Annotated in this window: 19 protein-coding genes; 8 read left to right on the top strand and 11 right to left on the bottom strand. The window is 57.6% G+C overall.

Going from position 1 to position 24,829, the window contains the following annotated elements; translation table 11 throughout:
- Positions 1-27 precede the first annotated feature (27 nt).
- Positions 28-1,065 (bottom strand): DUF1338 domain-containing protein, encoded by a 1,038-nt coding sequence (locus HDF15_RS23705; protein ID WP_184260321.1) that lies wholly within the window; start codon positions 1,063-1,065, stop codon positions 28-30.
- Between the two features lie 165 nt (positions 1,066-1,230).
- On the opposite strand from HDF15_RS23705, the gene HDF15_RS23710 reads away from it, so the two are divergent.
- Positions 1,231-2,163: a LysR family transcriptional regulator gene (locus HDF15_RS23710; RefSeq protein WP_184260324.1), complete on the top strand. Its 933-nt coding sequence runs from the start codon at positions 1,231-1,233 to the stop codon at positions 2,161-2,163.
- Between the two features lie 73 nt (positions 2,164-2,236).
- Here the strand turns inward: HDF15_RS23710 and HDF15_RS23715 are convergent, their stop codons facing one another.
- From HDF15_RS23715 to HDF15_RS23730, 4 genes are all read right to left on the bottom strand, one after another.
- Complete coding sequence (locus HDF15_RS23715; protein ID WP_184260327.1) at positions 2,237-2,728, bottom strand: arginine repressor; 492 nt, start codon at positions 2,726-2,728, stop codon at positions 2,237-2,239.
- On the bottom strand, positions 2,716-4,794 hold the full coding sequence (gene rocD, locus HDF15_RS26320; RefSeq protein WP_184260330.1) for an ornithine--oxo-acid transaminase: 2,079 nt from the start codon (positions 4,792-4,794) through the stop codon (positions 2,716-2,718). The genes HDF15_RS23715 and rocD overlap by 13 nt, the downstream gene beginning before the upstream one ends.
- A 93-nt stretch (positions 4,795-4,887) precedes the next feature.
- Positions 4,888-5,553: a cyclodeaminase/cyclohydrolase family protein gene (locus HDF15_RS23725; RefSeq protein WP_184260333.1), complete on the bottom strand. Its 666-nt coding sequence runs from the start codon at positions 5,551-5,553 to the stop codon at positions 4,888-4,890.
- Between the two features lie 52 nt (positions 5,554-5,605).
- Complete coding sequence (locus HDF15_RS23730; protein WP_223295502.1) at positions 5,606-6,139, bottom strand: Lrp/AsnC family transcriptional regulator; 534 nt, start codon at positions 6,137-6,139, stop codon at positions 5,606-5,608.
- Between the two features lie 131 nt (positions 6,140-6,270).
- On the opposite strand from HDF15_RS23730, the gene hutH reads away from it, so the two are divergent.
- The 5 genes from hutH to argE are packed head-to-tail and all read left to right on the top strand — an operon-like array spanning position 6,271 to position 13,283.
- Positions 6,271-7,812 carry a histidine ammonia-lyase gene (hutH, locus tag HDF15_RS23735; protein WP_184260336.1) on the top strand — a complete coding sequence of 514 codons (1,542 nt, stop codon included), beginning with the start codon at positions 6,271-6,273 and terminating at the stop codon, positions 7,810-7,812.
- Complete coding sequence (hutU, locus tag HDF15_RS23740; RefSeq protein WP_184260339.1) at positions 7,812-9,500, top strand: urocanate hydratase; 1,689 nt, start codon at positions 7,812-7,814, stop codon at positions 9,498-9,500. Before hutH ends, hutU begins: the two co-directional genes overlap by 1 nt.
- Positions 9,497-10,753: an imidazolonepropionase gene (gene hutI / locus HDF15_RS23745; protein ID WP_184260342.1), complete on the top strand. Its 1,257-nt coding sequence runs from the start codon at positions 9,497-9,499 to the stop codon at positions 10,751-10,753. Before hutU ends, hutI begins: the two co-directional genes overlap by 4 nt.
- Positions 10,750-12,153 carry a formimidoylglutamate deiminase gene (locus tag HDF15_RS23750; RefSeq protein ID WP_184260345.1) on the top strand — a complete coding sequence of 468 codons (1,404 nt, stop codon included), beginning with the start codon at positions 10,750-10,752 and terminating at the stop codon, positions 12,151-12,153. The genes hutI and HDF15_RS23750 overlap by 4 nt, the downstream gene beginning before the upstream one ends.
- Complete coding sequence (argE, locus tag HDF15_RS23755; protein ID WP_184260348.1) at positions 12,150-13,283, top strand: acetylornithine deacetylase; 1,134 nt, start codon at positions 12,150-12,152, stop codon at positions 13,281-13,283. Before HDF15_RS23750 ends, argE begins: the two co-directional genes overlap by 4 nt.
- Before the next feature lie 80 nt (positions 13,284-13,363).
- Here argE and HDF15_RS23760 read toward each other — a convergent pair whose 3' ends face one another.
- From HDF15_RS23760 to HDF15_RS23785, 6 genes are all read right to left on the bottom strand, one after another.
- Positions 13,364-14,965 carry a Na+/H+ antiporter gene (locus HDF15_RS23760; RefSeq protein ID WP_311733194.1) on the bottom strand — a complete coding sequence of 534 codons (1,602 nt, stop codon included), beginning with the start codon at positions 14,963-14,965 and terminating at the stop codon, positions 13,364-13,366.
- 139 nt (positions 14,966-15,104) lie between these two features.
- Complete coding sequence (locus HDF15_RS23765; protein WP_184260351.1) at positions 15,105-15,773, bottom strand: MarR family winged helix-turn-helix transcriptional regulator; 669 nt, start codon at positions 15,771-15,773, stop codon at positions 15,105-15,107.
- Complete coding sequence (locus tag HDF15_RS26525; RefSeq protein WP_184260380.1) at positions 15,712-15,903, bottom strand: PDDEXK nuclease domain-containing protein; 192 nt, start codon at positions 15,901-15,903, stop codon at positions 15,712-15,714. Before HDF15_RS26525 ends, HDF15_RS23765 begins: the two co-directional genes overlap by 62 nt.
- The gene (locus tag HDF15_RS23775) at positions 15,904-18,855 is read right to left on the bottom strand and encodes a DUF6298 domain-containing protein (protein WP_184260354.1); all 2,952 of its coding nucleotides are present in this window, start codon (positions 18,853-18,855) and stop codon (positions 15,904-15,906) included. It abuts the gene before it with no gap.
- A gap of 23 nt (positions 18,856-18,878) precedes the next feature.
- Positions 18,879-20,408 (bottom strand): glycoside hydrolase family 28 protein, encoded by a 1,530-nt coding sequence (locus tag HDF15_RS23780; RefSeq protein WP_184260357.1) that lies wholly within the window; start codon positions 20,406-20,408, stop codon positions 18,879-18,881.
- Between the two features lie 219 nt (positions 20,409-20,627).
- Positions 20,628-20,849, bottom strand: coding sequence for a hypothetical protein (locus HDF15_RS23785; RefSeq protein ID WP_184260360.1), 222 nt, complete (start codon positions 20,847-20,849; stop codon positions 20,628-20,630).
- 108 nt (positions 20,850-20,957) lie between these two features.
- On the opposite strand from HDF15_RS23785, the gene HDF15_RS23790 reads away from it, so the two are divergent.
- Positions 20,958-21,641, top strand: coding sequence for a 4'-phosphopantetheinyl transferase (locus HDF15_RS23790; RefSeq protein WP_184260363.1), 684 nt, complete (start codon positions 20,958-20,960; stop codon positions 21,639-21,641).
- 666 nt (positions 21,642-22,307) lie between these two features.
- A partial coding sequence (locus tag HDF15_RS23795; RefSeq protein ID WP_184260366.1) for an amino acid adenylation domain-containing protein occupies positions 22,308-24,829 on the top strand: 2,522 nt, incomplete at its 3' end.

The following is a 24,829-nucleotide window of genomic DNA, read 5'->3' on the forward strand; positions in this document are numbered from 1 at the left end:
CTCCGGGTTACAGATGAAAGATGCGGCCTAGATCTTGGTATTAGCGGTCATCTTGAAGATGGCTTGCGCATTGGAGCTGTCAAAGCCAAGATCCAGGACTTTCTTGCCGTCGATCTCATCGGGTAAGGATAACCGGGTAATGAACTCCAGGAATGACCCTGGGACTTCTTTCTCGACAACGCTTCCATCTTCCGCAAGGAACGGTCTCGAGACCTGAGCGGCGTGGAACGCGGTCTGGCGCACTCTGCCCGATTGCGACTTCTCGACGGTAGCCTTCATGGGCTGTCCGAGCGCCTTCTGCTCGTCGGCAAGCGCATCTACATCCTCCACGCGATCCGTAACGTGGTTGAAGACATTGCCTTCTGTCGATATCCATGCGGCTTCAGCGGACTCGTTCAAAAGAACGGCGTAGTCCGCAAGAGAAATGTTGCCATGCTGCCGGCCGAAGCAGGAAACCAGTACGGGAAGAAGCGCGGCGGCCTGGTCTACGCTGAGCGAATGCGACGACTCCAGCTCATCAAGCAGCGCCTTGGCTTTGTGAGTCAACGGATCGACCGAGCTCGAGACGATTCGGCCGAGCGCTTCCTGAAACTCGGATGAGAATCGCTCCGGGTGAAGTTCACTGATGAAGAACTGAGCGATTGCTTCCGGATACTCCACCTGTGCATAGGAGCGGCCTGTCATCTTAAGACGCTCAAGCGGATAAAGCCCCTTGAGAGAGTAGCCCAAAGGCTGGAGGATTCGCGTAATGGAGGCTTGTCCTGCGGGAAGTGCTCCCATGCCTTCCATCGCGATCGTGCGCACCGCTCCGTGATCATGCATCACGGTCCGGTTGTGAGCGAGGCAGTGCTGCACATATTTCCTGGCCGCAGGAACCCTCTCAATGAGATCTGCAAACAGCAGCATATTCAGAGCTTGCGCAATCACGGCACGGGAGACCTTCGCGCCTGACTCTATGCCCAGTTCTTCGTCGACGACGAGAACATTGGAAAGCTGCTTTGCTTTTTCGGGCCCGATAAGTACATCGAGCAATTCTTGCAGGGTGCTGTCAGTTTTGAGTTGCATGAGTGTTCTCCCTCTCAGGAAATGCATCGGCAAGGATGTTTCATCCGGCGGTGACAAGGATACGCATTGCCGTGCTTAATAGTCATCCCCCGCCCGGGGGAAAGTAAAATGTTATAGTTTCAGTACATTATGAAATTTAGGAATCAATAGCGAGGAGCTGCTGGGGTGACCCTGCTTCCATCACTCACCTGTCTTGAATCATTCGAGTGTGTCGCAAGGCATGGGAGCATCTCTCGCGCCGCCGCCGAACTGAATGTGACGCAGAGCGCGGTAAGCCGTCAAATTCTTCAACTGGAAGAGTTGCTGGATGTCGCCCTCTTTGAGCGAGTGCGGCAGCGTGTCGTGATCACGGACGCGGGGAAGATCTACCTCAAAGACGTCAATCGGATCATGATTGACCTCAAGGATTCAACCAGCAAGATCATGGCATGCGGTGGGAGTCCGAGCATTCTCAACCTCGCGGTGCTGCCAACCTTTGCCACGCAATGGCTGGTGCCGAGACTCTCTATCTTCCTACGGAAAAATCCCGATGTCACCGTGAATTTCGCGACGCGCACGACACAGTTCGACTTCGAAACCGAGCCGTTCGATGCCGCAATTCACTATGGAATCGCGAGTTGGCCGGGTGCTGTGACGCACCACCTTATGGATGAAGACACGGTTGCTGTCTGCAGTCCGAAGTTCCAGGCGGCGAGCCGAATCAAGAAGCCGGCAGACCTGGTTGGAACAACGTTGCTGCATCAATCCACACGCGCTTCCGCCTGGGCCGAGTGGTTTTCCGTGTTGGGAGTCGACAACTCTCATCCCTTACGGGGTCCTCGTTTCGAGCAGTTTTCCATGATTGCGCAGGCCGCCGCCTGTGGATTGGGCGTGGCGCTTTTACCGAAGCTCCTCATCGAAGACGAACTCGCCTCCGGGAAGCTGTCCCTGTTGTTCTCTCATTCGGTGAGGAGTGCCAATGCTTATTATGTGGCAGTGCCGGAGAGCAAAATCTCATCACCCCTCGTAACCGCATTCACGCACTGGATCGTGCAGGAGTCAAAAAGCGCGGCACCTTCGGTAATTCGCAAATCTCATAACTCATCCAAAAAATATTGATACTGAACTTTGTCGCTTCTGCGTCCTATGTCCTGGTCCACGCCTATCGCATAGGACGGATGTCTGGCTCACTTCAGTTGATGTAAGACTCCAGCCTCGTCTGCAGTTCCGCTGCGCGTTCCCCATCCAGACAGACGATCAGTACTGTATCGTCTCCAGCAACCGTTCCCACCACGATCTCCCACTCTTCCCGGTCTACACTCGCAGCCACCGGTTGCGCACCGCCTGTTCTCGTCAGCACGATCAACAGGTTCCCAGCTCGTCTTACGCGAACAGCGAAGTTCTGAATTACGCCTTCGATTTTTGGATGAGTGTCGTCTTCTTCCTGACCGTTGGCCTTTGGAAGTTCATATCCACTTGCGCCCTTCAGCAGCTTCAATTCGCGAATATCGCGGGATAATGTTGCCTGTGCCACATGAATCCCGCGCCCGGCTAACTTCCGGCGGAGCATGTCCTGATTCATCACGCCCCGTTCGTTCAACACCTCACGAATCGCGTTTTGGCGCATGGCTTTTAACTTGCCACTATAGATCGGATTGGTCGATATGATGCTCACACCGTGCATAATACCTGTTCGAGCTGGTCGAGTCCCCAGTCAAGGTCTTCTGCAGCGATCATCAGGGGAGGCGCGATGCGCATGACGGTATCGTGCGTTTCCTTCGCCAGTACCCCTCGATCGCGCAGTCTTTCGCAGAAAGCCCGAGCCGGCGAATTGAGCTCAATCGCAAGCCACAAGCCCTTTCCGCGAACAGCCACGACATGCTTGCTGGACATCGACCTCACCCGCGCCAATGCATGACGGCCCAACTCGGCAGATCGTTCCGGGAGCCGCTCGTCAACGATCACCTTAAGCGCCGCCCTCGCTACCGCACAGGCCAGTGGATTTCCGCCAAATGTGCTGCCATGGTCGCCGGGGCCGAACACGCCCAGCACGGACGGAGAAGAGAGCACTGCGGAAACAGGATAGAACCCACCAGACAGGGCCTTGCCTGCTATTACGACGTCGGGATGGATCCCCTCATGCATATAAGCGAAGAGCTTGCCCGTCCTGCCCAGGCCTGACTGAATTTCATCGACGATCAACAGCACATTGTTTTCCCTGCAGATGCGTTCCACATCGCGCAGATATCCATCGGGCGGCACGATCACTCCCGCCTCTCCCTGGATCGGTTCGACAAGAAAGGCGCAGGTGTTCGGTGTGATACTTGCGCGCAACGCTTCTGCATCGCCGAACGGAACATGCCGAAATCCGGCGGGGAAAGGTCCAAAACCGTACCGATACTGTGCTTCCGTAGAGAAGCCCACAATCGAAATGGACCGGCCGTGAAAGTTATTGGTGCACACCACGATCTCGCTCTGACCCGTGGGAACGCCTTTGACGGTCTCTCCCCACTTGCGTGCGGCTTTCAGGGCCGTCTCTACGGCCTCTGTTCCGGAGTTCATCAATAAGGCCATGCCGTATCCGGTCAATTCGTGCAGATCGCGCAATAGCAACGGAAGCTGATCGTTGCGAAAGGCGCGCGATGTCAGTGTCACCTTCTGAGCCTGCTCTACCAGGGCGCGGAAGATCGCTGGATGGCAATGTCCCTGATTTACGGCCGAATAGGCTGACAGAAAGTCGAGGTAACGTTTGCCCTCCACATCTGTGACCCATGCTCCTTCTGCCCGTTCGATGACAACATCCAGCGGATGATAGTTGTGCGCTCCGAACTCATCCTCCAGCGCAATCAATTCCTGCGCACGGTTATTCTCTTCAGGAAGAGGATGCAGCTCCGGCGTCAATTTCATCACAAGACACTTGGCCGCTCCACCGGCTTTCAGAAATTCACTCAGATCTGTTTGAATCACGTCGAAGCCTCTTGCGCGAAGCTCTGCCTCCAAGTTGTCGCTTACGTGGTGTAAGACGATCGTGCGTCCAATGTTCACTGCATTGCAGGCAAATTGCAGAGCGTCCATTTCATCGACCGCAATGCACTGGCCGGGTGAATAGAACTCGTGGATCTTCCGCAAGGATGCAGCGTCGAACGCTGCCGGGTAGTAGAGCAGGGAGCCATCTTCAAGTGGAGCAAAGCAGGTATCCAAGTGGTAAAAGCGGTCATCGACGAGATGCAGTCCCTCCACTTCGATATCCCATAGATCAGCTAGAACTGAATGGCTTGCTTGCGCGGTACGTCTTCCAAAACCCACCCATAGACGGGTTCCATCACTGGAAAAAAGAGCATCGCCTTCCCCTTCGAACGGCCTGTCACGTGGCAAATCGACGATACGGTACCCAGCGGCGCTAAAGAACTCACGAAAGTATTGCTCTTCGCCCTGCCGCTCCACATGAGAGAAGCTGCTGAGTGCGACTGTTCCTTCATGCGCCAGGCCGGCATTTGCGGTAAACACCATGTCCGGCCAACCTGGTACTGGATCAATCAGTACGAGAGGGGCAAGCTGCGAAAGAATATCTCGCAACCGGTTCCATTGTTCTGTCGCGCGGACCCGGGAAGAACTCCCCAGGTTTCCACTCATCCAGGGATTGATGACGTAATTCACCTCATATTGCAGCGGTCGGCACATGAGGAGTGTCGGGGTTGTAACACGTTCACGTGTATAGATCTCTTCAGCAGGAAGCAGTTCAACGCTCATGACCATCACTCTCCAAGGCTGATGGAGAATGGCATGTGACCCTTTCAAAGGTCAATGAGAATGATTATCCGCTGTAACGTGAATAGATATTCACTAACGAAGGGCAGAACCGGTCACGCGGAAATGAAACTGCTGCCGGATGGCCTCGCTCTGCTGTGCCGGTGCCTCTTCGAGTTGCACTCTTTGCGAATGAAGCTGCTCTCGCAGAGCAGAATCGGAAAGATGGACCAGGTTGATATCGACATTGAGCAAAACGCTGCTTATCGATGCGCGCAACAACAACGCACCCGCGACGACATCGCTTAACACACGGTCGTCCGACAACTTCGTGGCGGTATCGGCGACTGCCACGCAGGTGCACATCTCACGGGCTGCTTCCAGCGGAATGCGTATGGCGTCGAGCAGGGCGGTGTTCATAGCCAGGGCTCGGGCTTGCGTCTCGTCTTCTGTGATGTGAGGCATCGCGCGGGCTCTCAGGTATGTTTGGAACGTATTCGCGTCCGCGTCCGCAAAGGCTCCCAGGCGTTTCATCGATATCCCAAGGCTGTTCTTCGCTTCCAACAGAGTTTGATGACGAGGCGACTCTGCATCCTCATGCCGTATGGAAATCGCAATGCCTTTTGAGATCAGTGCCAACCCGAAGACAGCGGACACAACCGAGACAGAGCCGCCACCCGGGGTCGGTTTCACTGACGCTACAAGATCTCGCATCTCTGCCAGGTTCAGATCCCAGAACGATGCTCCGTCGCTATTTGTCATATCTGCTTTACCAGCCACAATCGAAAGTTGAGATACTGCAGGCCGTGAAAGATCATGCACCTGTCTTTCCCGTCCTCGGCAGTGTCGAACGGCGTGAGCCGGTCGACAATCGGCTCAACAGATGAGCATCTTCCTCTCGCGCGATTGGAGTTGAAAGCACGAGGCTTGTTGTTGGCATTCCGTAGGGTAAGAGTTTTTCAATCAACGTCTCTAATTCAGAAGTCGATGCCAGGATGACTTTGAGCAGAAACGCATCCGATCCGGTCAGGTGATGACACTCCTGGACCGAATCCAGGCTGTTTAAGAACTTCAAGAACGGCCTGTACCGCTGACCATCGCAGGTCAATCGGATAAACGCCGTGATGGTCAGGCCCAAAGCCTGCAGATTGATCTTGGCCCGATACCCCTGGATAAACCCAAGGCTCTCGAGCTGTTTGACCCTCTCGTTCGCGGCCGATGGCGACAGGCCCACCATCCGGCCTAGCTCCGCGAAGGGAAGCCGGGCGTCTTTTGCCAATTCAAAAAGGATGCTCTTGTCGATCGAATCCAGGCCGTCGATTTTCATCAGGTCACTTTCTGCGATCAAGTGTATATCTTCGGCTATGAAAGTGGATTCAACTGAAATTTTCTATTTCTAAAGTGGATTCAACGAAAATGTCGCCCCTTTTCCGATCTCTGCTTATTTGAGGACCGCCGAAGATTGCTTAGTATTCGTTCATGATTCAGTTGGACGGTCGGAGTTTGACAGTTGAAGACGTTGTCGCCGTGGCTTGCGGCCAGGGACGGGTTGAGATTTCACCCGCCGCCATGGCTGCCATGATCGCTTCACGCAGGTCGGTGGAGGCGGCGATGTCCGGGAACCAGCCTGTCTATGCGCTTAATACCGGGGTGGGTCTGCTGGCCAACATTCGCCTCGACGAAGACGAGTTGGAGCAGATGCAGATCAATCTCGTCCGGTCTCACTGCTGCGGGGTCGGTGAGCCACTGTTCAGAGATGTCGTTCGCGGGATGATGCTGATTCGGGCGAACGTTCTTGCTAAAGGCTTGTCGGGCATTCGTCCCGTCGTCGCCGAACGGATCTGCGATCTGCTCAACCATGACATTACTCCGGTCGTTCCATCGCGTGGAAGCGTCGGCGCGAGTGGCGATCTTGCTCCTCTTGCGCATATGGCGCTCGTGCTGATCGGCGAGGGATCAGCTGAATATCGCGGCGAGGTTCTTCCTGCGGTGGAGTGTCTGGAGCGGGCCGGATTGGATCCGATCAAACTCCTTGCGAAAGAAGGGATATCGCTCCTCAATGGAACCCAGGCCATGTTGTCGATTGGCTGTCTCGAACTGGTTCGTTTGGAAGCTCTCTTCTACTCTGCGCAAACAGCAGCCGCATTCAGCATGGAAGCGTTGGGCGGCACTCCCGTCGCGCTGGATGCGCGGCTGCACGACGCCCGGCCGCACGCAGGCCAGAGGCTAAGCGCGCAGCATCTACTGGCTCTCCTGGAGGACAGCCCGATACGAAGGACCCAGGGAACCCGCGGAGCGCGGATACAGGATGCGTACTGTCTGCGGTGCATCCCGCAAGTGCATGGAGCCGCATGGGACACGTTCGCAGAGGCGCGCCGGGTGTTTACGATTGAGTTGAATGCCGCTACCGACAACCCCCTGGTCTTCGTGAACGAGAGGGACCCGGAACTGCCGAGCCAGATCGTATCGGGAGGGAACTTTCATGGAGCTCCGCTAGCTTTGGCACTCGACTATCTCGCCATTGCGATCTATCAACTGGCGGGGATCTCGGAACGGCGTACGGAGCGATTGCTCAATCCAACGTTGAATGAGGAACTGCCTGCGTTCCTCGCGGATCGTCCGGGGGTCGAGTCGGGCCTGATGATGGCCCAGGTGACCGCCGCAGCCTTGGTGGCAGAGATGCGAGTGCTGGCCGGACCGGCCTCTGTCGGGTCGATCCCGACCAGCGGCAATCAGGAGGACTTCGTGAGTATGGGAATGACCTCAGCCCTCAAGTTGCAGCAGAGCGCGCGTCTGGCGGAGATGGTGGTTGCGATCGAGGTCCTCGCCGCGACGCGGGCATTGGACTTTCGACGGCAGAGGACGACGCCGGTCCTCGAAGCCGCGAAGGCCGCGTTTCGAGAGAGTGTTCCAGCGTGGAAGGAAGATCAGGTTTTGTCAGGGCCCATGCAGGGTGCCGCCGACTTCCTTGCAGCAGATGGGTTTCGTACCCGCAGCCGTTCACTCGTGGAGGTTCACTAATGGCTGGCGACCTGGTTCCGGGCTACGTTCCGATTAAGGCGCCGCGCGGCAACACGCGCACGGCCAAGGGCTGGATTCAGGAAGCCGCCAAGCGGATGCTGATGAACAATCTCGACTCAGAGGTTGCCGAGAAGCCCGAAGAACTGATCGTCTATGGCGGCCGCGGCAAGGCCGCTCGTAATTGGGAGTGTTATCACAAGATCATCGAGACGCTCGACCGGCTGGAGAATAACCAGACGTTGCTGATTCAGTCGGGCAAGCCTGTTGGGGTTGTGGAGACCCATCGGCTCGCTCCGCGCGTCTTGATTGCAAACTCCAACCTTGTACCCCGATGGGCGAACTGGGAAGAGTTCGACCGGCTCGATCGAGCCGGATTGATGATGTACGGGCAGATGACTGCGGGGTCGTGGATCTATATCGGGACACAGGGCATTCTGCAGGGTACCTACGAGACCTTCAAGAGCGCGGCCAGGCAGCACTTCAACAACACCCTCGCTGGCACTATCACGGTCACAGCCGGCCTCGGCGGCATGGGCGGAGCCCAGCCGCTGGCGGTGAAGCTGGCGGGTGGTGTGAGCCTCTGTATTGAAGTGGACGCCAGCCGCATTGAGCGGCGTTTGAAGACCCGCTATCTGGACCGTGCCACGACGTCTCTCACCGAGGCCATCGCTCTGGCGTGTGACGCGAAGAAGAGCCGCACGGCCCTTTCGATAGGGCTTCAGGGCAACGCGGCGGAGATTTTGCCGAAGATGGTGCAGATGGGATTCACCCCTGACCTGGTTACCGACCAGACCAGTGCTCACGACCCGATGTGGGGCTATCTTCCGCCTACCCGGGCTGACGAGGACGTGAACACGCTGCGGGAACAGAACCCGAAGCTCTATGCTGAGCGGGTGAACGTAGCTATCGTCAACCATGTCGGCGCGATTCTCGCGATGCAGAAGAGGGGCACCATAGCCTTTGATTACGGGAATAATCTGCGAGCCCAGGCAAAACTCGCCGGTGTGGACGACGCTTTCTCGTATCCAGGCTTCGTCCCTGCCTTCATCCGGGATTCCTTCTGCGAAGGGCGGGGTCCGTTCCGGTGGGTTGCGCTCTCCGGCGATCCCGCCGATATTGCCAAGACCGACGAAGCACTGCTTAAGCTCTTTCCCGACGATGTGCGGCTCCAGGAGTGGTTGCGATTCGCTTCCGGGCAGGTCGCCTTTCAGGGATTGCCGGCGCGCATCTGCTGGCTCGGTTACCGCGAACGCGATCGGGCCGGGCTGCTCTTCAATAAGATGGTGCGCGAGGGTACTATCTCCGCGCCGATCGTCATTGGCAGAGATCATCTGGATGCGGGTTCCGTCGCCAGTCCTTATCGAGAGACAGAAGCCATGCTCGACGGGTCGGACGCCGTCTCGGATTGGGCGTTGCTCAACTTCGCAACCGGAATCGCCAGTGGCGCCGGGTGGATGAGCTTTCATCATGGCGGCGGTGTCGGCATGGGCTACAGCCAGCACGCCGGACTTGTCGCTGTCGCTGACGGAAGCGACGAAGCTGAGGAGCGGTTGCGTCTCTGTCTGACAAACGATCCGGGGCTGGGCGTCATTCGTCACGCCGACGCAGGATATGAGAAGGCCCAGCGCATTGCAGGGGAGCGGGGCCTCGATATGCCGAGTATGCGACCCACGCCAGGGGCGAGATGAACGTCGAAACCCTCATCACCGGTATCACGCAGGTGGTCTCGGCACAGGGGCCAGGGCCCAGGCGCGGAGTTGCCATGAGCGATGTCGTCTGCATCGAGAACGCGGCGTTGGCCATCGATCAAGGGCGTTTTGTATGGGTAGGGCGCGCCGAGGACTGGCATGGCCAGGCGGCTTCGGTCGTCGACCTGGGCGGTCGTGCCGTCGTGCCCGGCCTGGTCGATCCTCATACCCATGCTGTCTGGGCCGGTGACCGGCTTGCGGACTTCGCGCTGCGGACCTCCGGTTCGTCCTACGAGGAGATTCTTGCTGGCGGCGGCGGAATTCGCAGCACGATCGGCGCAACACAAAGTGCAACGCAAGAGAAACTGGTGGCTCTTGCGTTTCCACGCCTGCTCGCCCTGATGGAATCGGGAGCGACAGTCATAGAGGTCAAATCCGGCTACGGCTTCACCCCATCCGCTGAGATCAAAATGCTGGAAGCGATTCGCCAGTTGCAAGCGAAGCTTTCAGTTCGGCTCGTTCCGACGCTGCTCATCCATATTCCGCCGCCGGAGGCTCACAAGCGCCTCTCTTACCTCGACCAGATCACCAGCGAACTCATCCCAGAGGTAGCAAACACGGCCTTAGCGAGCGCTGTAGACATCTTCGTGGATCGCGAGGCGTGGCAGGCTGACGAAGCAGAGAGGGTACTCTCCTGCGCGCTCTTGAATGGCCTCGCCATCAAGATGCACGCTGAGCAATTCCACTCCATCGGTGGGCTTGAGCTTGCTCTGGAGCTGGGGGCCCTAAGCGTCGACCATCTGGAGGTCTGCCGTTCAGATCAGTATCCGCAGCTGGCTGCGAGCAACACCCTGGCAACGCTGCTTCCTGGAGTCACTCTTCATCTCGGGATTCCAAGTGCGCCGGGACGTGGTCTGATCGACGCCGGGGTGGCTGTTGCAGTCGGGACGGATCTAAACCCCGGGTCAAGTCCGCTCTTCTCGATCTCGGCAGCACTCGCGCTTGCGGTGCGGCTGAACGGTCTCTCGGCCGAGGAGGCTTTGGTTGCAGGAACGGTCAACGCGGCGGCAGCTCTCGGGTTAGAGAATGCAGGACGAATCGAGGCTGGCCTGCCCGCGGACTTCGTTGTGCTGAAAGGACGTGATTGGCGGGAGTTGGTCTATCTTCTTGGATCGAATCCGGTGGAGGAAGTTTGGATCGCAGGATCAAAAGCGAGGACGAACGCTGCACAACGGATGGAGGGACCGAAATGACGACGCGCTACAATCCGGCTCTTCTGTTCGACTCCGGCACGTTCAAGTCAGGCTTGAGTCTTTGCGTCGGTTCGAATGGAAAGATCGACACCGCTACGGCGGTCGACCGCTCTCCTTTAGCCGTCGTCGAGCTGAAGAATAAGGCCGTCCTCCCCGGGTTTGTGAATGTTCACTCGCACGCCTTTCAAAGACTGATTCGCGGCAAGTCCGAATCGCGTGTGACAAGCGGCAAAGATTTCTGGTCGTGGCGCGGCACGATGTATCACGCTGCCGCCAGCCTCTCGCCGCAGGATGTCTATGACGTGGCGCGCATGGCCTTTCTGGAGATGGTCAAAGCGGGAACGACAACCGTTGGAGAGTTCCACTATCTCCACACGGCGCCGGACGGAACCCCGTACGAAGATCCGAATCTTCTGGGCCGGCAGGTTATCGACGCTGCCCGCTCCGTTGGGATACGCATTGTCCTGTTGCGTTCCGCGTACCTCCGTTCCGGCTTTGAACTGTCACCCGATCCCGGCCAGACACGCTTCTTTGAGACGGCGTCCGACTTCTGCAGGAATGCAGAGGCCTTGATCGGCACATACTCCCACGACCCTCACGGCGTCCGATTCGGGATCGCGCCGCACAGCGTTCGCGCGGTGCCCCTGGACGCTCTCCATCCAATTGTTGCCTGGGCTCGCTCGAAAGATCTGCCGGTTCATATGCACGTCGCCGAGCAGCTTGCTGAGAATGCAGCCTGTGTGCGCGAGTATGGAAGGACGCCGCTCGCGCTGTTACACGACGAAAAGTTACTCGGGCCAGATTTCACGGCTGTTCACGCGATTCATATCACAGACGAAGAGATCGCTATGCTGGCGGAGGCCCAGGGCACCATCTGCTCTTGCCCGACGACAGAGAGGAATCTTGGCGACGGCATTCTTGCAGCGGACAGCGCGATGCGGGCCGGCATCCGCATTGCGCTTGGTTCAGATAGTCAGGCGCAGATAGACCCTTTGGAGGATGCTCGCCAACTCGATTACCACCTGCGCCTGATGCAGCAGCAGCGGGCCATTCTCGATCAGATCGGGGGGCAGTCCCTGTCCGCCCGGCTCTTTGCTTGTGCGACTGTCAACGGGGCACGATCTCTCGGTCTCGACAGCGGGTCATTCACTCAGGATTCTTCCGCGGACTTCGTCACGGTGGACCTGAACGATCTATCCATCGCAGGTCACACCGGCGAGGACCTTCTGCAGATTCTCATGTTTGGCCTCAATCGATCGGCGATCAAGGATGTCTTCGTCAGTGGCAAACAAATCCTGAGAGATGGAAAGCATGCGCTGGAGGAGGAGATCGTCGCTCGCTACCAGGAGGTCCATCGCAGAGTTTGGAAGGACACACTGGGCTTTGGGGTCGCGAGATGACTGCAGCAGACTATCTTCTCGACCTCATCCGAATCCGGTCTGTATCGGCATCGAGCAATCGCGCCGTTGTGGACTACGCCCGGAACGTGCTGCATCAGGCAGGTTGGAGTACACGCGAACTCGCCTACATCGACGCGAACGCTGTCGAGAAGGTCAATTTGATCGCAGCCCCGCCCCGGCAGGATGTCTCGGCTCGATCGGTTGACCTTGCCTTCGTATGTCATACCGACACGGTCCCGTTTTCATCCTCGTGGGCGGGGGCGCTCGAGCCCTTCGCCGACGAAGAGCATATCTACGGTTGCGGGGCGTGCGATGTGAAAGGGTTCCTCGCGTGCCTGTTGCAGGCAGCCGCATTGCAGCCTCACGGCGATTGGGCGGAAGGGGTACGAATTGTCCTGACGGCAGATGAAGAGATCGGCTGCGTCGGGGCCAAGGATCTGCTTGCACAGGACGCCATCAGGCCCAGGCGCCTGGTCATCGGAGAGCCGACATCGCTGCATGCCGCCCGCGCCGGAAAGGGCTATTGTCTCTCCGAGGTTGTGGTGCAGGGAATCGAAGCCCACAGCGCACACCCCGAGCAGGGAGCCTCCGCGATCTTTGCGGCTAGCAGGATGATTCGATCGATTGAAGAGCTTGCCGTGCAGTTGAGAGCGCAGACGCATGACCTCTTTCACCCCGCTTATACCACCGTTAACGTTGGGACCGTCGAAGGTGGGACAGCGAAGAACATCATCGCCGGTGAGTGCAGGTTTCTGGTCGAATGGCGGCCTGTTCCAGGGCTTGACCCCGAATTCATCCCCGCAGCCTTGCAAAGCTACGCGGAGGCTCTTCAGCAAAGAGATTCCCGAATCCGATGCACGATTCACTCACTTCGTCAGCAGGCTGGCTTCGAGACGGCTGAAATATCTACGCTGGTGCAAACGCTCGTTGAGAAGACGGGACAGGCGCCGGCTTCCATCCCTTTTGGCTCTGAGGCAAGCGTGTTCGCGCCCATTGCGGAAGAGACAGTCGTCTTTGGACCGGGGGATATGCAAACGGCTCATAGTGACAGGGAGCGTGTTCCTGTGGCCGAATTGGAGAAGACCGTCGCCGTATTGAAGAGCCTGATGTTCCCTAAGAATCCTGTCTAAAAACTAGGAGCAGCCTGATCCTCCCATCATGCCATCGAACGGCAGTCCTGCGGGTTTTTGCATCACCGGCCATACAAAAGCTACCCCTCCAGGGTTCCTGCGGTATGGATGCGACTTTCAGTCAAGTCCAGTTCGTATTGAAGTGCTCGCAACGCTTCTTCGCTGATCTGTCCATCATCACGCAAACGAATAAGAGCGTTCCGCTCAACCTGAAGCACATCCATCATGGCCGCTTTCCGATCAGAGTAGCCGACATTGCCAACCGAGGCCTCTTCACTTTCCGGCGGAAGGGAATCAAGTCTTTTTTGATACATAGCGATGATTTCGCTGAACATGGCCGACTGATCCTTTTTCTTGACGCGTCTGCGGCTTAGGTGCGCTACTGCCTCTCTCAGGAGCACTCGCCGAGCTTCCTGCTCTTCCTTGTGGGAAGAGGGCGCACCGCACAGTCCCAGCAGCCGGATTAACGAGGGCATCGTCAACCCTTGAATCACAAGAGTGGCAAAGATCAGACAGAATGCCAAATAGATAATCATGCTCCGCTGTGGCAGCGTATAGGGCAACGAGACTGCTGCGGCCAGAGAGAGCACTCCCCGCATCCCTCCCCAACCAATGATGAAGGTAGCTCCAGGAGACGGAGGCTCAACCTTGATTTTCTGTGCCCACCGCTGCAATGCATATGAAACGTAGGTTTCTCCGAAGACCCAGAGCATTCGGATAGCGATCATGGCTAAGCTAAAGCCGATGCCATATCGAAGCAGTACGGAATGACTCATTCCGTGGATCTGCCCCATGACATAGGGCAACTGAAGACCGATCAAAACAAAGACAATGCCGTTCAAGATGAAAGTTAACGCATCCCAGACCGCTGCTGCCTGCAGTCTCACGCCAGGAGACATATAGGTAACGCTTTTCCGGCTCATGTACATGCTGCATGCAATTACCGCGATGACACCGGACACCCTCATCCGTGCTCCCAACAGGTACGTCGCATACGGAACCAGGATGCTGATGATGATCTCAATGCCGCCGTCATCGACCCACGTCTCAAACCACGCTACGATTGCACCGACCGCCAGGCCAATGAGTACGCCTCCTCCAATCAGGAAAAATAATCGTCCCACTGTCTCGATGGGGGACGGAGTTCTTCCCGTCGCAAGAAGGAGCAGGCCGAATTGCAGGGCGACAAGGCCTGTGCCATCGTTTACAAGACTCTCGGCTTCCAAAATCTCGACGATCGATGGGGGGATGCCGAGGCGACGAGCGATCGATGTAGCAGCGATAGCGTCGGTTGCAGCCACTACCGCCCCGAGAAGCACGGCCGATCGCCAATCGAATCCCGGCAGGATTTTTCCCGCCGCCATTGCCAGCCCCAGGATTGTGAAAAAGACCAGACCCACGGCTAGCTTCGCAATACTCGAAAAATTCCTTTGGAATTCGCGCCAGGAAAGCGTCCAGGCTGCAGCGTGAAGCAGGGGGGGAAGAAAAACCAGGAACACAATGTCCGGATCTAGATCGATGCGCGGCATTCCAGGCACAAACCCAAGCAATAATCCGGCAGTGACCAACAAAATTGGATACGGGATCTTTAGCCTGCGCGCCAGGGCGGCAAACATGGCGACAAAGACCAGGAGCAGAAGAACTACGGTCTCAACAGACTGTACTCCGCCGCCGGGCGTCACGAGTGCTCTCCGGGAAGCGCCGCGAAGGAGCATTTTTCGAGATCGTAAGGCAGACGGGACATTCCCTATTATCTCGCGCAAGCGCAATACTGCCGCGGGATCGTCCCTTCAATGCGGCCGAGTCGGCAGTCACAATCCTTCAGCGTGGAGCGGCTTCCGTTCGACTGGTCTTCTTCTTTCGCAGTGCTCTGGAAGGAAGGATACGGGCCTCGGTCGATGTTCCCTTTAACGTGTCAGGTACATCGTGGTCGAGGTCTGGGCTTCCGTTTGACGAAGTCAATGACTCGCGCGCCTTCTGCATCTCCTCGGTCACTCGGTCGAGAATCCTCAGTACTGTCAGCCCGTCTTCACCGGCGAAGCAGTCGTATAACAGTTTTCTCAGGTGCCGGGCCTCAGCAGCGAGCTTCTGGGTCAATTTCTCACCCCGCGCCGTCAGGTGGATGAGCTTTGCTCTGCCGTCCGTCGGAGACGCTTTTCTCCGAAGAAGGACCCTCTTTTCGAGGAGGGTCACCATCGCTGTAATGGTGTTGGGTTCGGCGAACATCGCATCGCCCAGATCCGCCTGTCTTATACCGGGGTCCCGATAGACCGTCAGCAGCAGGCTATATTGGTCGGAAGTTAATCCGTAGGGACTAAGAAGGCTGTCTCCGAATCGGGAGATGGACAGAAACGCCCGTCTCAGGCGTTGAGGAATATGCAATTGGGTCTGCGCCGGAGCCTCGGTTGCAGACTGCGGCTCAATCATCTCACGGTTCACGAATTGGTATTGTCCCTTTGAATTCGCGGGGGCAGGTGAAAGCGGGGCCACGGCCCAATTCCAGAAATAGATCACGGAGATGGAGGCACAAACCTCGTTCCAACTCGCGCTCCTGCGTACTAGAGGTCAGCGTCAGGAAATCGAAGTTGTATGGATCTTTGAGCGTCCGGTTGAGAGCGATCTATTGCTGGAGAAGCAGCAGCCATTCTCCAGCGTCAGGCTTTTCGATTATGGTGCCTGCCTGTCCTGAGATGGTGGCAGCTTCTTTCGATGTTCCCGTCCTGGGGTTGAACCAGAGGCCATGATAGGAGGGGTGGGGAAGAACCTTTGCGAGGGTGAGGTTGCTTCCGGAACGTGCATCGATTAGCACCGGATCGTTCGCCCCTCCGGCCAGGACCCAGTTGTGGGTTGCATCGGACACCGGGCCATCGACCGGCCCCAACTTCATCAACGCAGTTGCCAGATGGTCGTGGATGAATTGATCGATCATGGCATCTGAGGGATTGTCTTTGTAGAGGGATGTGCGGCCACGGAGAGACGACTGTGAGGCCGCGCCACCCATGAGGATCGGCAGAGGTCCAGCGCCGCTTTCCATCGGCACAAACGCTATGTGGGGATAGCGATCGCGGTACTCGCGAACCTGTTTGTAGACCAGCTCCGGCGTTGTCGGTGGAGGCGTGTCGGTGTAGCCCGGGAACTGCTTGCTGATGAGTTCGCGGAAGGCGTGATTCTCGCCGGCCTTTGGAGCGAATAGCGTGCCGTCCGGCTCGTAGATCCAGTAGCGCATGTCGACGACCGCGATCTGCTTTGAGCGCACAGGGTCGGTGAGGATCGCGTCTGTCGTCTGTTTGCTGGTGGTCAGCGCAATGCGGACGTGGCGGTGGTGCTGCTTCTCCCACTCGGCTACGGTGTCTTGAAAGAACTGCTCGAACTCCAATGGTCCGGCATACTGATACGCCGCGCCGAAGATCATATTCGGCATGTCGCCCAGCTCGTCGAGCACGTGGAGGATGTAGTCGTGGTGCAGCTTCCGCAGCGGGGCATAGCTGACGCTGAAGAACTCGTTGCCGACGTCGAGTCTCGTCCCTCCCGGATGGTAGGGCGGCGGCTCGGGCAGGCCCGTGTCGTTGATGTTGTTCGCGGGACGCCAGGGGAAGTCAGCCCAGTGGGGGCCGATCTCAAGTACGTTGTGATCGTTGTAGAGGTCGAAGTAGACGATGAGGCCCTGTTGGGCGGCGAGCTTCGCGAACTCGCGGTGCCGTTCGAAGTACCAGGGGTTGTAGTGGGAGACATCGAAGAGGCTCAGGCCATCCCACCCTGTGCCTTTGCCGCTGCGGGCCCACGGCATCTCAAAGAACGGTGCCCAGACGTTGCCGTCTGGCTCATGGTCGATCATGTGCGCGTCGCGACGGTGTTCATACCAGAGCCCCGGCCCCACTTGCAGGAAGATCACTCCTTTCTCTTTCAGACGTGCCGCGAACTCTGGGAGATCTTCGATCAGGCCTGGGCCGACCTGTCCCGGCATGAAGCGAGTGATGCTCGAGCCTGTGGTCATGACCGCAGTGGCTGGCGAGGTGTCGCCCTTCCACCAGGCTTCGCCTTGCGATTCTCCCCAGGCCACCTGGCCGTCCATCACAAAGCGTCCGTTGACGATGGAGAAGGGATGTTCGGTGGGTTCTTGGGTGGCTGCACGACGTTCAGCTTTGAAGAGAGGCGGCGTGCTCTTGTCCTCTGGCATGGGGCCGGCGGAGGTTGTTATGCTGCGTGCTGCTAGCTCTGCCTGATAGAGCGGCTGCTCGGAATGTATCGCAAAGTTTGGCGCTTCAGGCGGTCCTTTGGCTTCTGCGGATTTTGCCGTTACGTTCCAGAGCACGGAGTTGGCTGCGGTCCATCCAGCGCCCTGCGCGCGGGTCTGGTCGAGGATCAGTTGAACGCTTGCATCGGGGACATGCACGTTCTCGTAGAGCACGCCCGAGGCCCAGCCTTCGAACGCACCGCTGGCTCCCAGCGAGCCTGAGGCTTCGCAGTCGAGAAAGACATTGGGGCCTGCGGCCAGCAGGCCGGTGGCGAAGTCGTTCATGCCTGCCTCGCTGTGGCAGCGCTCGACCAGTACCTGCTGTCCGTAGACTACGAAGGCCTGGCGGCGATACCCGCCGACCTCGGAGATGGGCGCTTCAAAGCGGCAGTCCGCGATGGTGATACGCCGAGCGCGTAGGCCGGTTCGTACGGCGGAGGCGACGAAGTGCCGTGCTGTAACTTGTCTTACCCAGCCATCTTCGACATGATCGAGTGCGATCGCGATCCAGGAGTGTTCTTCGTCTTTTGGAAAGTGTGTGTCATAGGCCGAGTCGAGCGTGAGAGCTTCGATGCCGATGTGCTGCGGTGTTTCGTTTGTGCGCACTGCGGCGATGGTGCCGCCGCCGTATCGCTTTTCGAGGGCCGTCGTGATGGGTGCGTCGATCTCGATCCTGCCGCTTGCGGCATCGACGGCTGTAACGGTTCTGTCCCAGACCAGATCATGCGATCCGGGATGCCAGTCGAGACGCGCATTGGCGAAGGTTCCCGGCAGGCCCGTCATGCCCAGCGATTTGATCCACTCGATGGTGCTTGGCCGACGCACAACGATGTGTGTTCCGACGGGAAAGGCAGAGGTGTCGGCGACCTTGAAGGAGCGGGCTCCGGTTGGAACGGTATCGTCGGTGATTGCTACGGGATCGCCGATCTCTGGATTGGTCTGGCCGCCGACTTCAATCAGTGTTCGGCGATTGTTGCCTGTCGCCAGGAGGATTGTCTTCGATCCTCGGCCCCGGAGTACGATGCCGCTGGCGCGCAGGTGCAGTTGCCCTGCGACGAGGTACTGTCCCGCTTCGAGAAGGATGGCGCCGCGAAAGCCGTTGGCTTGTATCGGCAGTGCGGATACGTGATCGATCGCCGATTGCAGCAGGGCTGTGTCGTCCTTGCCGCTGGGCTTTACGGCAAGCACCGCTGCGACAGAGGGAATCGGCTTGCCAGCTTCGAATCCCGCGAAAGAGAAGTCGATGGAGAGGGGGTTCTTTGTCGCCTGGGCTGCAGCAATGCAGCATCCACTTGCTAGAAGCGCGCCGACGAGTACTTGTCTAAGGCTCACAACCATTCCAATCTGTGAATCAAAATGACTCACTGTTGAGGGAAGGGAACAAACTTGTCCGTGCAGGAGACTGCAGAACCTTGTCCAGCTTTGCCCCCGATCGTTGAGTCCGTGCCGTTCGCAAGCTGGAGATTGACCGGGCCTGGGCCAAGGTACAGGTCAGCGTGGCTGATGACGTACTGATACGGCAGAGCATCTGTCAGCAGCACATCGTCGAGGTTCGCTCCGATGCGATAGTCCGTGGCGTAGCCGTTGAAGGAGATCTTGCCTCCGCCCGACACACGAACATGGTGCAGCGTAACGTCGCGCATGCTCGGAGGGGAGTTGCCCTTCAACGTTCCGGCGGCGGAATAAGCGGTGTCGAGCGTAATGGGATTGCGGGAGTTGCGCACGCAGACGTCGTCATACACGACGTCATGCACCAGGCCACCGCGTGAGCCGTTCGACTTGATGCGAATGCCGTTGTCGGGGCCGTCCAGCGAGAGGTCGAAGACGCGAACCTGGCTGACGCCGCCATTGGTCTCGCTGCCGATGGACATGCCGTGTCCCCAGTAGAAGTGATTGTGGCTGACGGTCATATTGGTCAGGCCGCCGGTCCCGCCTTTGATCGCGATGTTGTCGTCGCCGGCGCGGATGTAGCTATGGGTAATGGTGATGTTCTTTGCGCCGTCGCCAGGGTCGACGCCGTCGGTGTTGGGAGCGTTGCGTTGTGGCGTGTCGATCTTCAAGCCCCACGCGGTGAAGCCGTCACCGTGGTTGTAGACGACATGGAAGTTGGGCGAGTTCTTCAGCGTGATGCGATAGAGCGTGAAGTTGTCGGCGCTGTCGGTGAAGATCAGCCGAAAACATTGTTGGTGGCCTGTCTTTCCGGCCTGGGCTGCGAGGCCCCACCAGGTAATGTCCTTGCCGAGGATCTGCTCTTCGCCTCGTCCATCGATGGTGCCATCGCCCATCACACCCGCTCCTGATACATGCTTGGCAGAGATCAGCGGCTTGCATCCGCCGCGTGTTTCGCTCAGGATTCCGCAACTACCGGGTGAGGTCTCAAAGGCTGCGGCATCGCGTGACGCGAAGAGGGTTACTCCCTTGTCGACGATCAGCGTTACGCCTTCGCGTAGTTCGAGAGGGCCGCTGAGGAAGGCGTTCGCTTTGCCATGTGTGTGTAGGACGACTCCATGGCCTTTTGTGCAGGTATCAAGGGCCTTCTGGATTCTTACGGTGTCGAGTTTGTTTTCGTCTTCTGCGGCTAGTGAGTGGCCGCTTGTGTTGAGCTGCGCGTCGAGTGAGGCACAGGCTGGAGGCAGCGTTGGCTCTGTGACAGTGCGGGTATCCTGCGCGATGAGAAGGCTTGAGGATGAGAGGGCCAGTAGGCAAAGAGCGAGATATGCCCGGTTGGGGAGCGTTCTGGGGAATTTGGGGGGATTTTGGCTTTTGCGGTTGCGGAGGACCTGCGACAGGCTCTTACTGACGGTGCCTGTCTGACAGGATATGCCTATTTGACCAGGACACTTCTTCGAGCTGAAAGGCTTTGTCGCTAGGAGAATATTGGATAATCTCATCGCAAGCTTTGTTACACAGTCTGACTAGTCCCGTCAACTGATTGGTATGACCAATCGGTCGTGGTGCCTGACAGGGGATGGTGAGCTGTGACGTTTGTGGTGGCGCCTGGCGAAGAACGGGAGGAAGCAGATTCGCTCCCCTTCGGCTACGCTCAGGGTCGGAATGACAAGCCAGAGAAGCAAGAGCAAAGACAACAGCAAGAGCTAAGGCAAGGACGTTTAGCTATCCTTGCGATAGAGAAGGTTGCGCATGGCTTGCCTGCGGGCTTCGTTGGCCTCGCTGATGGACTTGCGTTCGTCGGCGTCCATGCGGCGTTTGCCGCCGGACTCCATGGCTTCGGGGGTGCTGCACTGGGGGCAGCGATTGGCGAAGCCGGGTTTGTCCGGTTTCAACTCGAACTCTTCGGAGCAGACGATGCAGGTTTTGATCGGGAAAGGCATTGCGCTGTTCCCATGATACGTCTGTAGCTGGCTTCGCTCAAGGTGTTGCGCCAGGGCTGAGGGGCGTCGTTTTACTTTTAAGAGCAGGTACGGAAGGCTATTGACGCAATGACGATCTCGAATCTTTTGCCGTTTGGCGTGGTCTCCGTGCAACAGGAGGAGGGTTTCAGCGGCACTCTTTCGCCGGAGGAGGAAAAGGCGCTCGGCAGTGCCGTGCTTAAGCGGCGCATGGAGTTTACCGCTGGAAGAACCTGCGCTCGCAGCGCTTTGGAGCGGCTGGGAACTCCGGTCTCTTCGCTGTTGCGGGGGCCGGCGAGGGAGCCGCTCTGGCCCTCCGGTGTCGTTGGCAGCATTACGCACTGCGAAGGCTATTGCGCTGCTGCAGTCGCCTATCAGGAGAGGTTCGCAGGTATCGGCATCGATGCCGAAGTGAATGAGCCGCTGCCTGAGGGCACCCTGGCGCTGGTGGCTCGTCCGGAGGAGCTGGAGCGTTTGGGGAGGCTTCCTGCAGGCTCTCTTTGCTGGGATCGGCTGCTCTTCAGCATCAAGGAGAGTGTCTACAAGACCTGGTACCCGCTCACGAAATCCTGGCTTGGCTTTGAAGAGGCCTCCGTCACGATCGATTCTGATCGACAGACCTTCCAGGTTGATCTGCTCATAAGTAACTATCCCGAAATTTTCTCCCACCTTCGTGGCCGGTATCTAGTGGAGGGAAGGCATATTTTGACGGCCATCGTTCTTGCAGGCGGAGCGTCTTCGGGGAATCTTCAGGAGCCTGTGTTCCGAGGTTGATTCCGGGCCTGATGCACGCGATAGGTTCTTTCCATGGTGCGCTACACTGATTACCTGAGACTATAAAACTCGGCAAAAGCGTATCACTTGAGAAGCCGCGATGGAGCTGGAATTCATGGGCCGATATCGAAGCTTTATGCCCGATGTCCTATCCTGATAGGGAATCCTGTGTGCGTCGATGCAAAAAGCTTGTTCCCGTGATCTGGGCGCAGGGAATCGTTGCGGAACCAGTACCGGTTGTCAGCGATATGATCGCTTCTTAATGTGGTTAGCGTATCACTCAGTCATCAGCATGAATCAGTTATAGAACTTCTTCCTCTTTTTCTCCCGGGCCACGTATTTTTATGTCGCAATCCACTCGTGCTGTGTAAATAGCAAATATTCTTGTTGTCTTTAACTAAAGCTTTTCTGTTTCGCTGTGGCGTCATCGATCACCACTCAGAGGGTTTCCTGTTGGTGAAGATTGAAGCCCTTAGTTAACTATTAGTTCAAAGATTTTCCAAAGATCTCTAAAGTTATATTTTTATATTTCACATGCGATGCGGCAGGTATTAAAGAAAACGTATTGCACCCGCGTTGAGTGCCTTCATGAAGAGGTCGAGGCTTATGACTGCGCGCCGGGCAGGGAGCTAATCACAGAAGCACAGAGTTAGAAGGATGGGCAGTATGGGCGACGCGAATCCAGGCAAGGAAATACCGGTATCTGTTTCACAGTCAGGGATATGGTTCGCGCAGAAGTTAGACCCATCCGCTCCAGCTTTCAATCTTGGTCAGTACTGCGAGATCGACGGTGATCTCGATCTGCAAATCTTTGAGCAGGCGGTGCGCCAGATCCTTGGCGAGGCGGAGTGCCTGAGGGCACAGTTTTACGAAGAGGATGGCAAGCCCCGGCAGGTGATCGCGGCCGAGATCGAGTGGTCGCTCCCTGTCACTGATCTTTCCGGTGAGTCAGATCCTTTTGCGGCGGCGCTGGCCTGGATGGATGCCGATCTGGCAACGCCCATTGAGATTGTTGGCGGAGAGATCTTTTATTACTCAATCTTCCGGTTAGCTCCCAGGCGATTTCTTTGGTACACGCGCTACCACCATATCGCGATCGATGGGTTTGGCGGCTGGACCATCGCCATGCGCATCGCCGAGGTCTACTCGGCTCTGGTTGTTGGTGGAGATGCGGGGGCGAGTCCCTTTGGACCTCTGGAGGTCCTGGAAGAAGAGGAGCGCAAGTATCGCTCCTCCGAACGCTTTGCGCGGGATAAGCAGTATTGGCTGGAGAAGCTCGACGAGCGCGCGCCTCTTGCCCTGCTGAATGCCCAGGCTGATCGTACTCCCAGCGGACGAGGTCTTTTTCTAAGTGGGGTAAGTTATCTCTCCGCAGAAGATAAGCAGAAGTTACAGGACCTTTTAGCGTCTTGCGATCTTACGTGGCCCCAGATCCTGATGGCGGCCACGGCTATTTATACCTACAGCGTGACAGGGAACGACGACCTGGTGCTGGCTCTTCCTGTAGCTCTCAGGTCGGGTACGGTCCGCAATATTCCGGGTGTGGTGTCGAACGTTCTTCCGGTGCGGTTGCGGGTGCGTCCGGATATGAGTCTGCTGGAACTGACGAAGCAGATCGCTCGAGAGCTCCGGCAGCACCTGAGACACCAGCGCTATCGCACAGAGGATATGCACCGCGACCTGGGAATGTTGGGGCAGGCTCAGAAGCTGTACGGCACCATCGTCAATGTCATGTCCTTCGACTATGACCTGAAGTTTGGCGAGAGCACGAGCAGGACCTTCACGCTCGCCGTGGGGCCTGTCGAGGACATGTCCATCCTGGGCTACGATCCGTCCGACCGGGATGGCCTGCGGATTATCTTTCATGCCAAGTCTTCTCTCTACAGCTTGGAGGATTTAGCGCGGCATCAAGAGCGTTTTATTGCGGTACTCCGGAAGGCGATTACGAATCCGAATGAACTGGTTGCCAGGATCGACTTACTCGCAGCTTCAGAGAAGCAGTTGGTTCTGCAGGAGTGGAACGATACGGCACGGCCTGTCCCAGCGGAGACAGTGGTTGATTTGTTTGAACGGCAGGTCGAGAAGACTCCGAACGCTGTCGCTGTTGTTTGTGAAGACGATCAGCTGACCTATGAGGAGTTGAATCAACGTGCCAATCGTCTAGCCCGTCTGTTGATTGCTGAGGGCGTTAAGCCGGAGGCGATGGTTGGCCTGTGCGTGGAGCGGTCGCTGGAGATGATCGTCGGTTTGTTCGGCATCCTGAAGGCGGGAGCTGCTTACCTGCCGCTGGATGCGGACTATCCCCACGACCGGCTCGAATTTATGGTGCAGGACACGAGGCCGGTGTGTGTGCTGACCACGGAGACTACGAAAGAGGTTGTGTCGCCCGGGGTTCCGCAGATCCAATTGGATGCCAGGAAGATTGTCACCAGGCTTAGCCGTCTGTCGAGGACGAATCCGAACCGCGTTAGTGTTGGGTTAAATCCGGAGCATCCTGCGTATGTGATCTATACCTCGGGTTCTACGGGCAGGCCGAAGGGCGTTGTCGTCGAGCACCGAGGCTTGCGCAATCTGCTCACCTGGATTCAGGATTCGTGTGAGCTCAACGCGCAGGACGCGCTCCTGCAAAAGACTCCGTTTGGCTTCGATGCTTCTGTCACGGAGCTCTTCTGGCCACTGTGCTTCGGGAGTCAGTTGGTGATGGCTCGTCCGGAAGGGCATAGAGATCCTGTGTATCTGGCGGAGGCGATCCGGCGCTATTCGATTACGACGATCCAGTTTGTTCCCACGATGCTGGAGCAGTTCCTCGAGTTTGCAGATGCAAAGAGCTGCCCGAGTTTGCTGCGTGTGCAGTGCGGCGGCGGTATTTTATCGGAGGCGCTTAGGAAACGTTTTAGGGAGCGTCTGCCTGGTGTCTTGCTCTTCAACCTCTATGGGCCGACGGAGACCACGGTCGACGTAACTTCGTGGGAGTCGGCCGAAGACGGGGCTGAGACGGGTGTCCCGCCGATTGGCAGGCCTGTCTGGAACACGCAGCTTTACCTGCTGGACAGCAGTCTGCGACCGATGCCTGTGGGGTCTGCGGGCGAGTTGTACATTGCGGGCAGTGGATTGGCGCGCGGCTATCTGGGGCGTCCTGGGATGACGGCGGAGCGGTTCGTGGCGAACCCGTATGGGGAGCCTGGCAG

This window comes from Granulicella mallensis (genome assembly GCF_014203225.1).
GTDB lineage: Bacteria > Acidobacteriota > Terriglobia > Terriglobales > Acidobacteriaceae > Granulicella > Granulicella mallensis_A.

Bases quoted from the DNA above. Each gene is read 5' to 3' on its own strand.
- HDF15_RS23780 (WP_184260357.1), bottom strand. From the start codon at position 20,408: ATGAGATTATCCAATATTCTCCTAGCGACAAAGCCTTTCAGCTCGAAG.
- hutH (WP_184260336.1), top strand. From the start codon at position 6,271: ATGATTCAGTTGGACGGTCGGAGTTTGACAGTTGAAGACGTTGTCGCC.
- HDF15_RS23725 (WP_184260333.1), bottom strand. From the start codon at position 5,553: ATGACAAATAGCGACGGAGCATCGTTCTGGGATCTGAACCTGGCAGAG.
- HDF15_RS23790 (WP_184260363.1), top strand. From the start codon at position 20,958: ATGACGATCTCGAATCTTTTGCCGTTTGGCGTGGTCTCCGTGCAACAG.
- HDF15_RS23750 (WP_184260345.1), top strand. From the start codon at position 10,750: ATGACGACGCGCTACAATCCGGCTCTTCTGTTCGACTCCGGCACGTTC.
- hutU (WP_184260339.1), top strand. From the start codon at position 7,812: ATGGCTGGCGACCTGGTTCCGGGCTACGTTCCGATTAAGGCGCCGCGC.
- rocD (WP_184260330.1), bottom strand. From the start codon at position 4,794: ATGAGCGTTGAACTGCTTCCTGCTGAAGAGATCTATACACGTGAACGT.
- HDF15_RS23705 (WP_184260321.1), bottom strand. From the start codon at position 1,065: ATGCAACTCAAAACTGACAGCACCCTGCAAGAATTGCTCGATGTACTT.
- HDF15_RS23785 (WP_184260360.1), bottom strand. From the start codon at position 20,849: ATGCCTTTCCCGATCAAAACCTGCATCGTCTGCTCCGAAGAGTTCGAG.
- HDF15_RS23715 (WP_184260327.1), bottom strand. From the start codon at position 2,728: ATGCACGGTGTGAGCATCATATCGACCAATCCGATCTATAGTGGCAAG.
- argE (WP_184260348.1), top strand. From the start codon at position 12,150: ATGACTGCAGCAGACTATCTTCTCGACCTCATCCGAATCCGGTCTGTA.
- hutI (WP_184260342.1), top strand. From the start codon at position 9,497: ATGAACGTCGAAACCCTCATCACCGGTATCACGCAGGTGGTCTCGGCA.
- HDF15_RS23775 (WP_184260354.1), bottom strand. From the start codon at position 18,855: ATGGTTGTGAGCCTTAGACAAGTACTCGTCGGCGCGCTTCTAGCAAGT.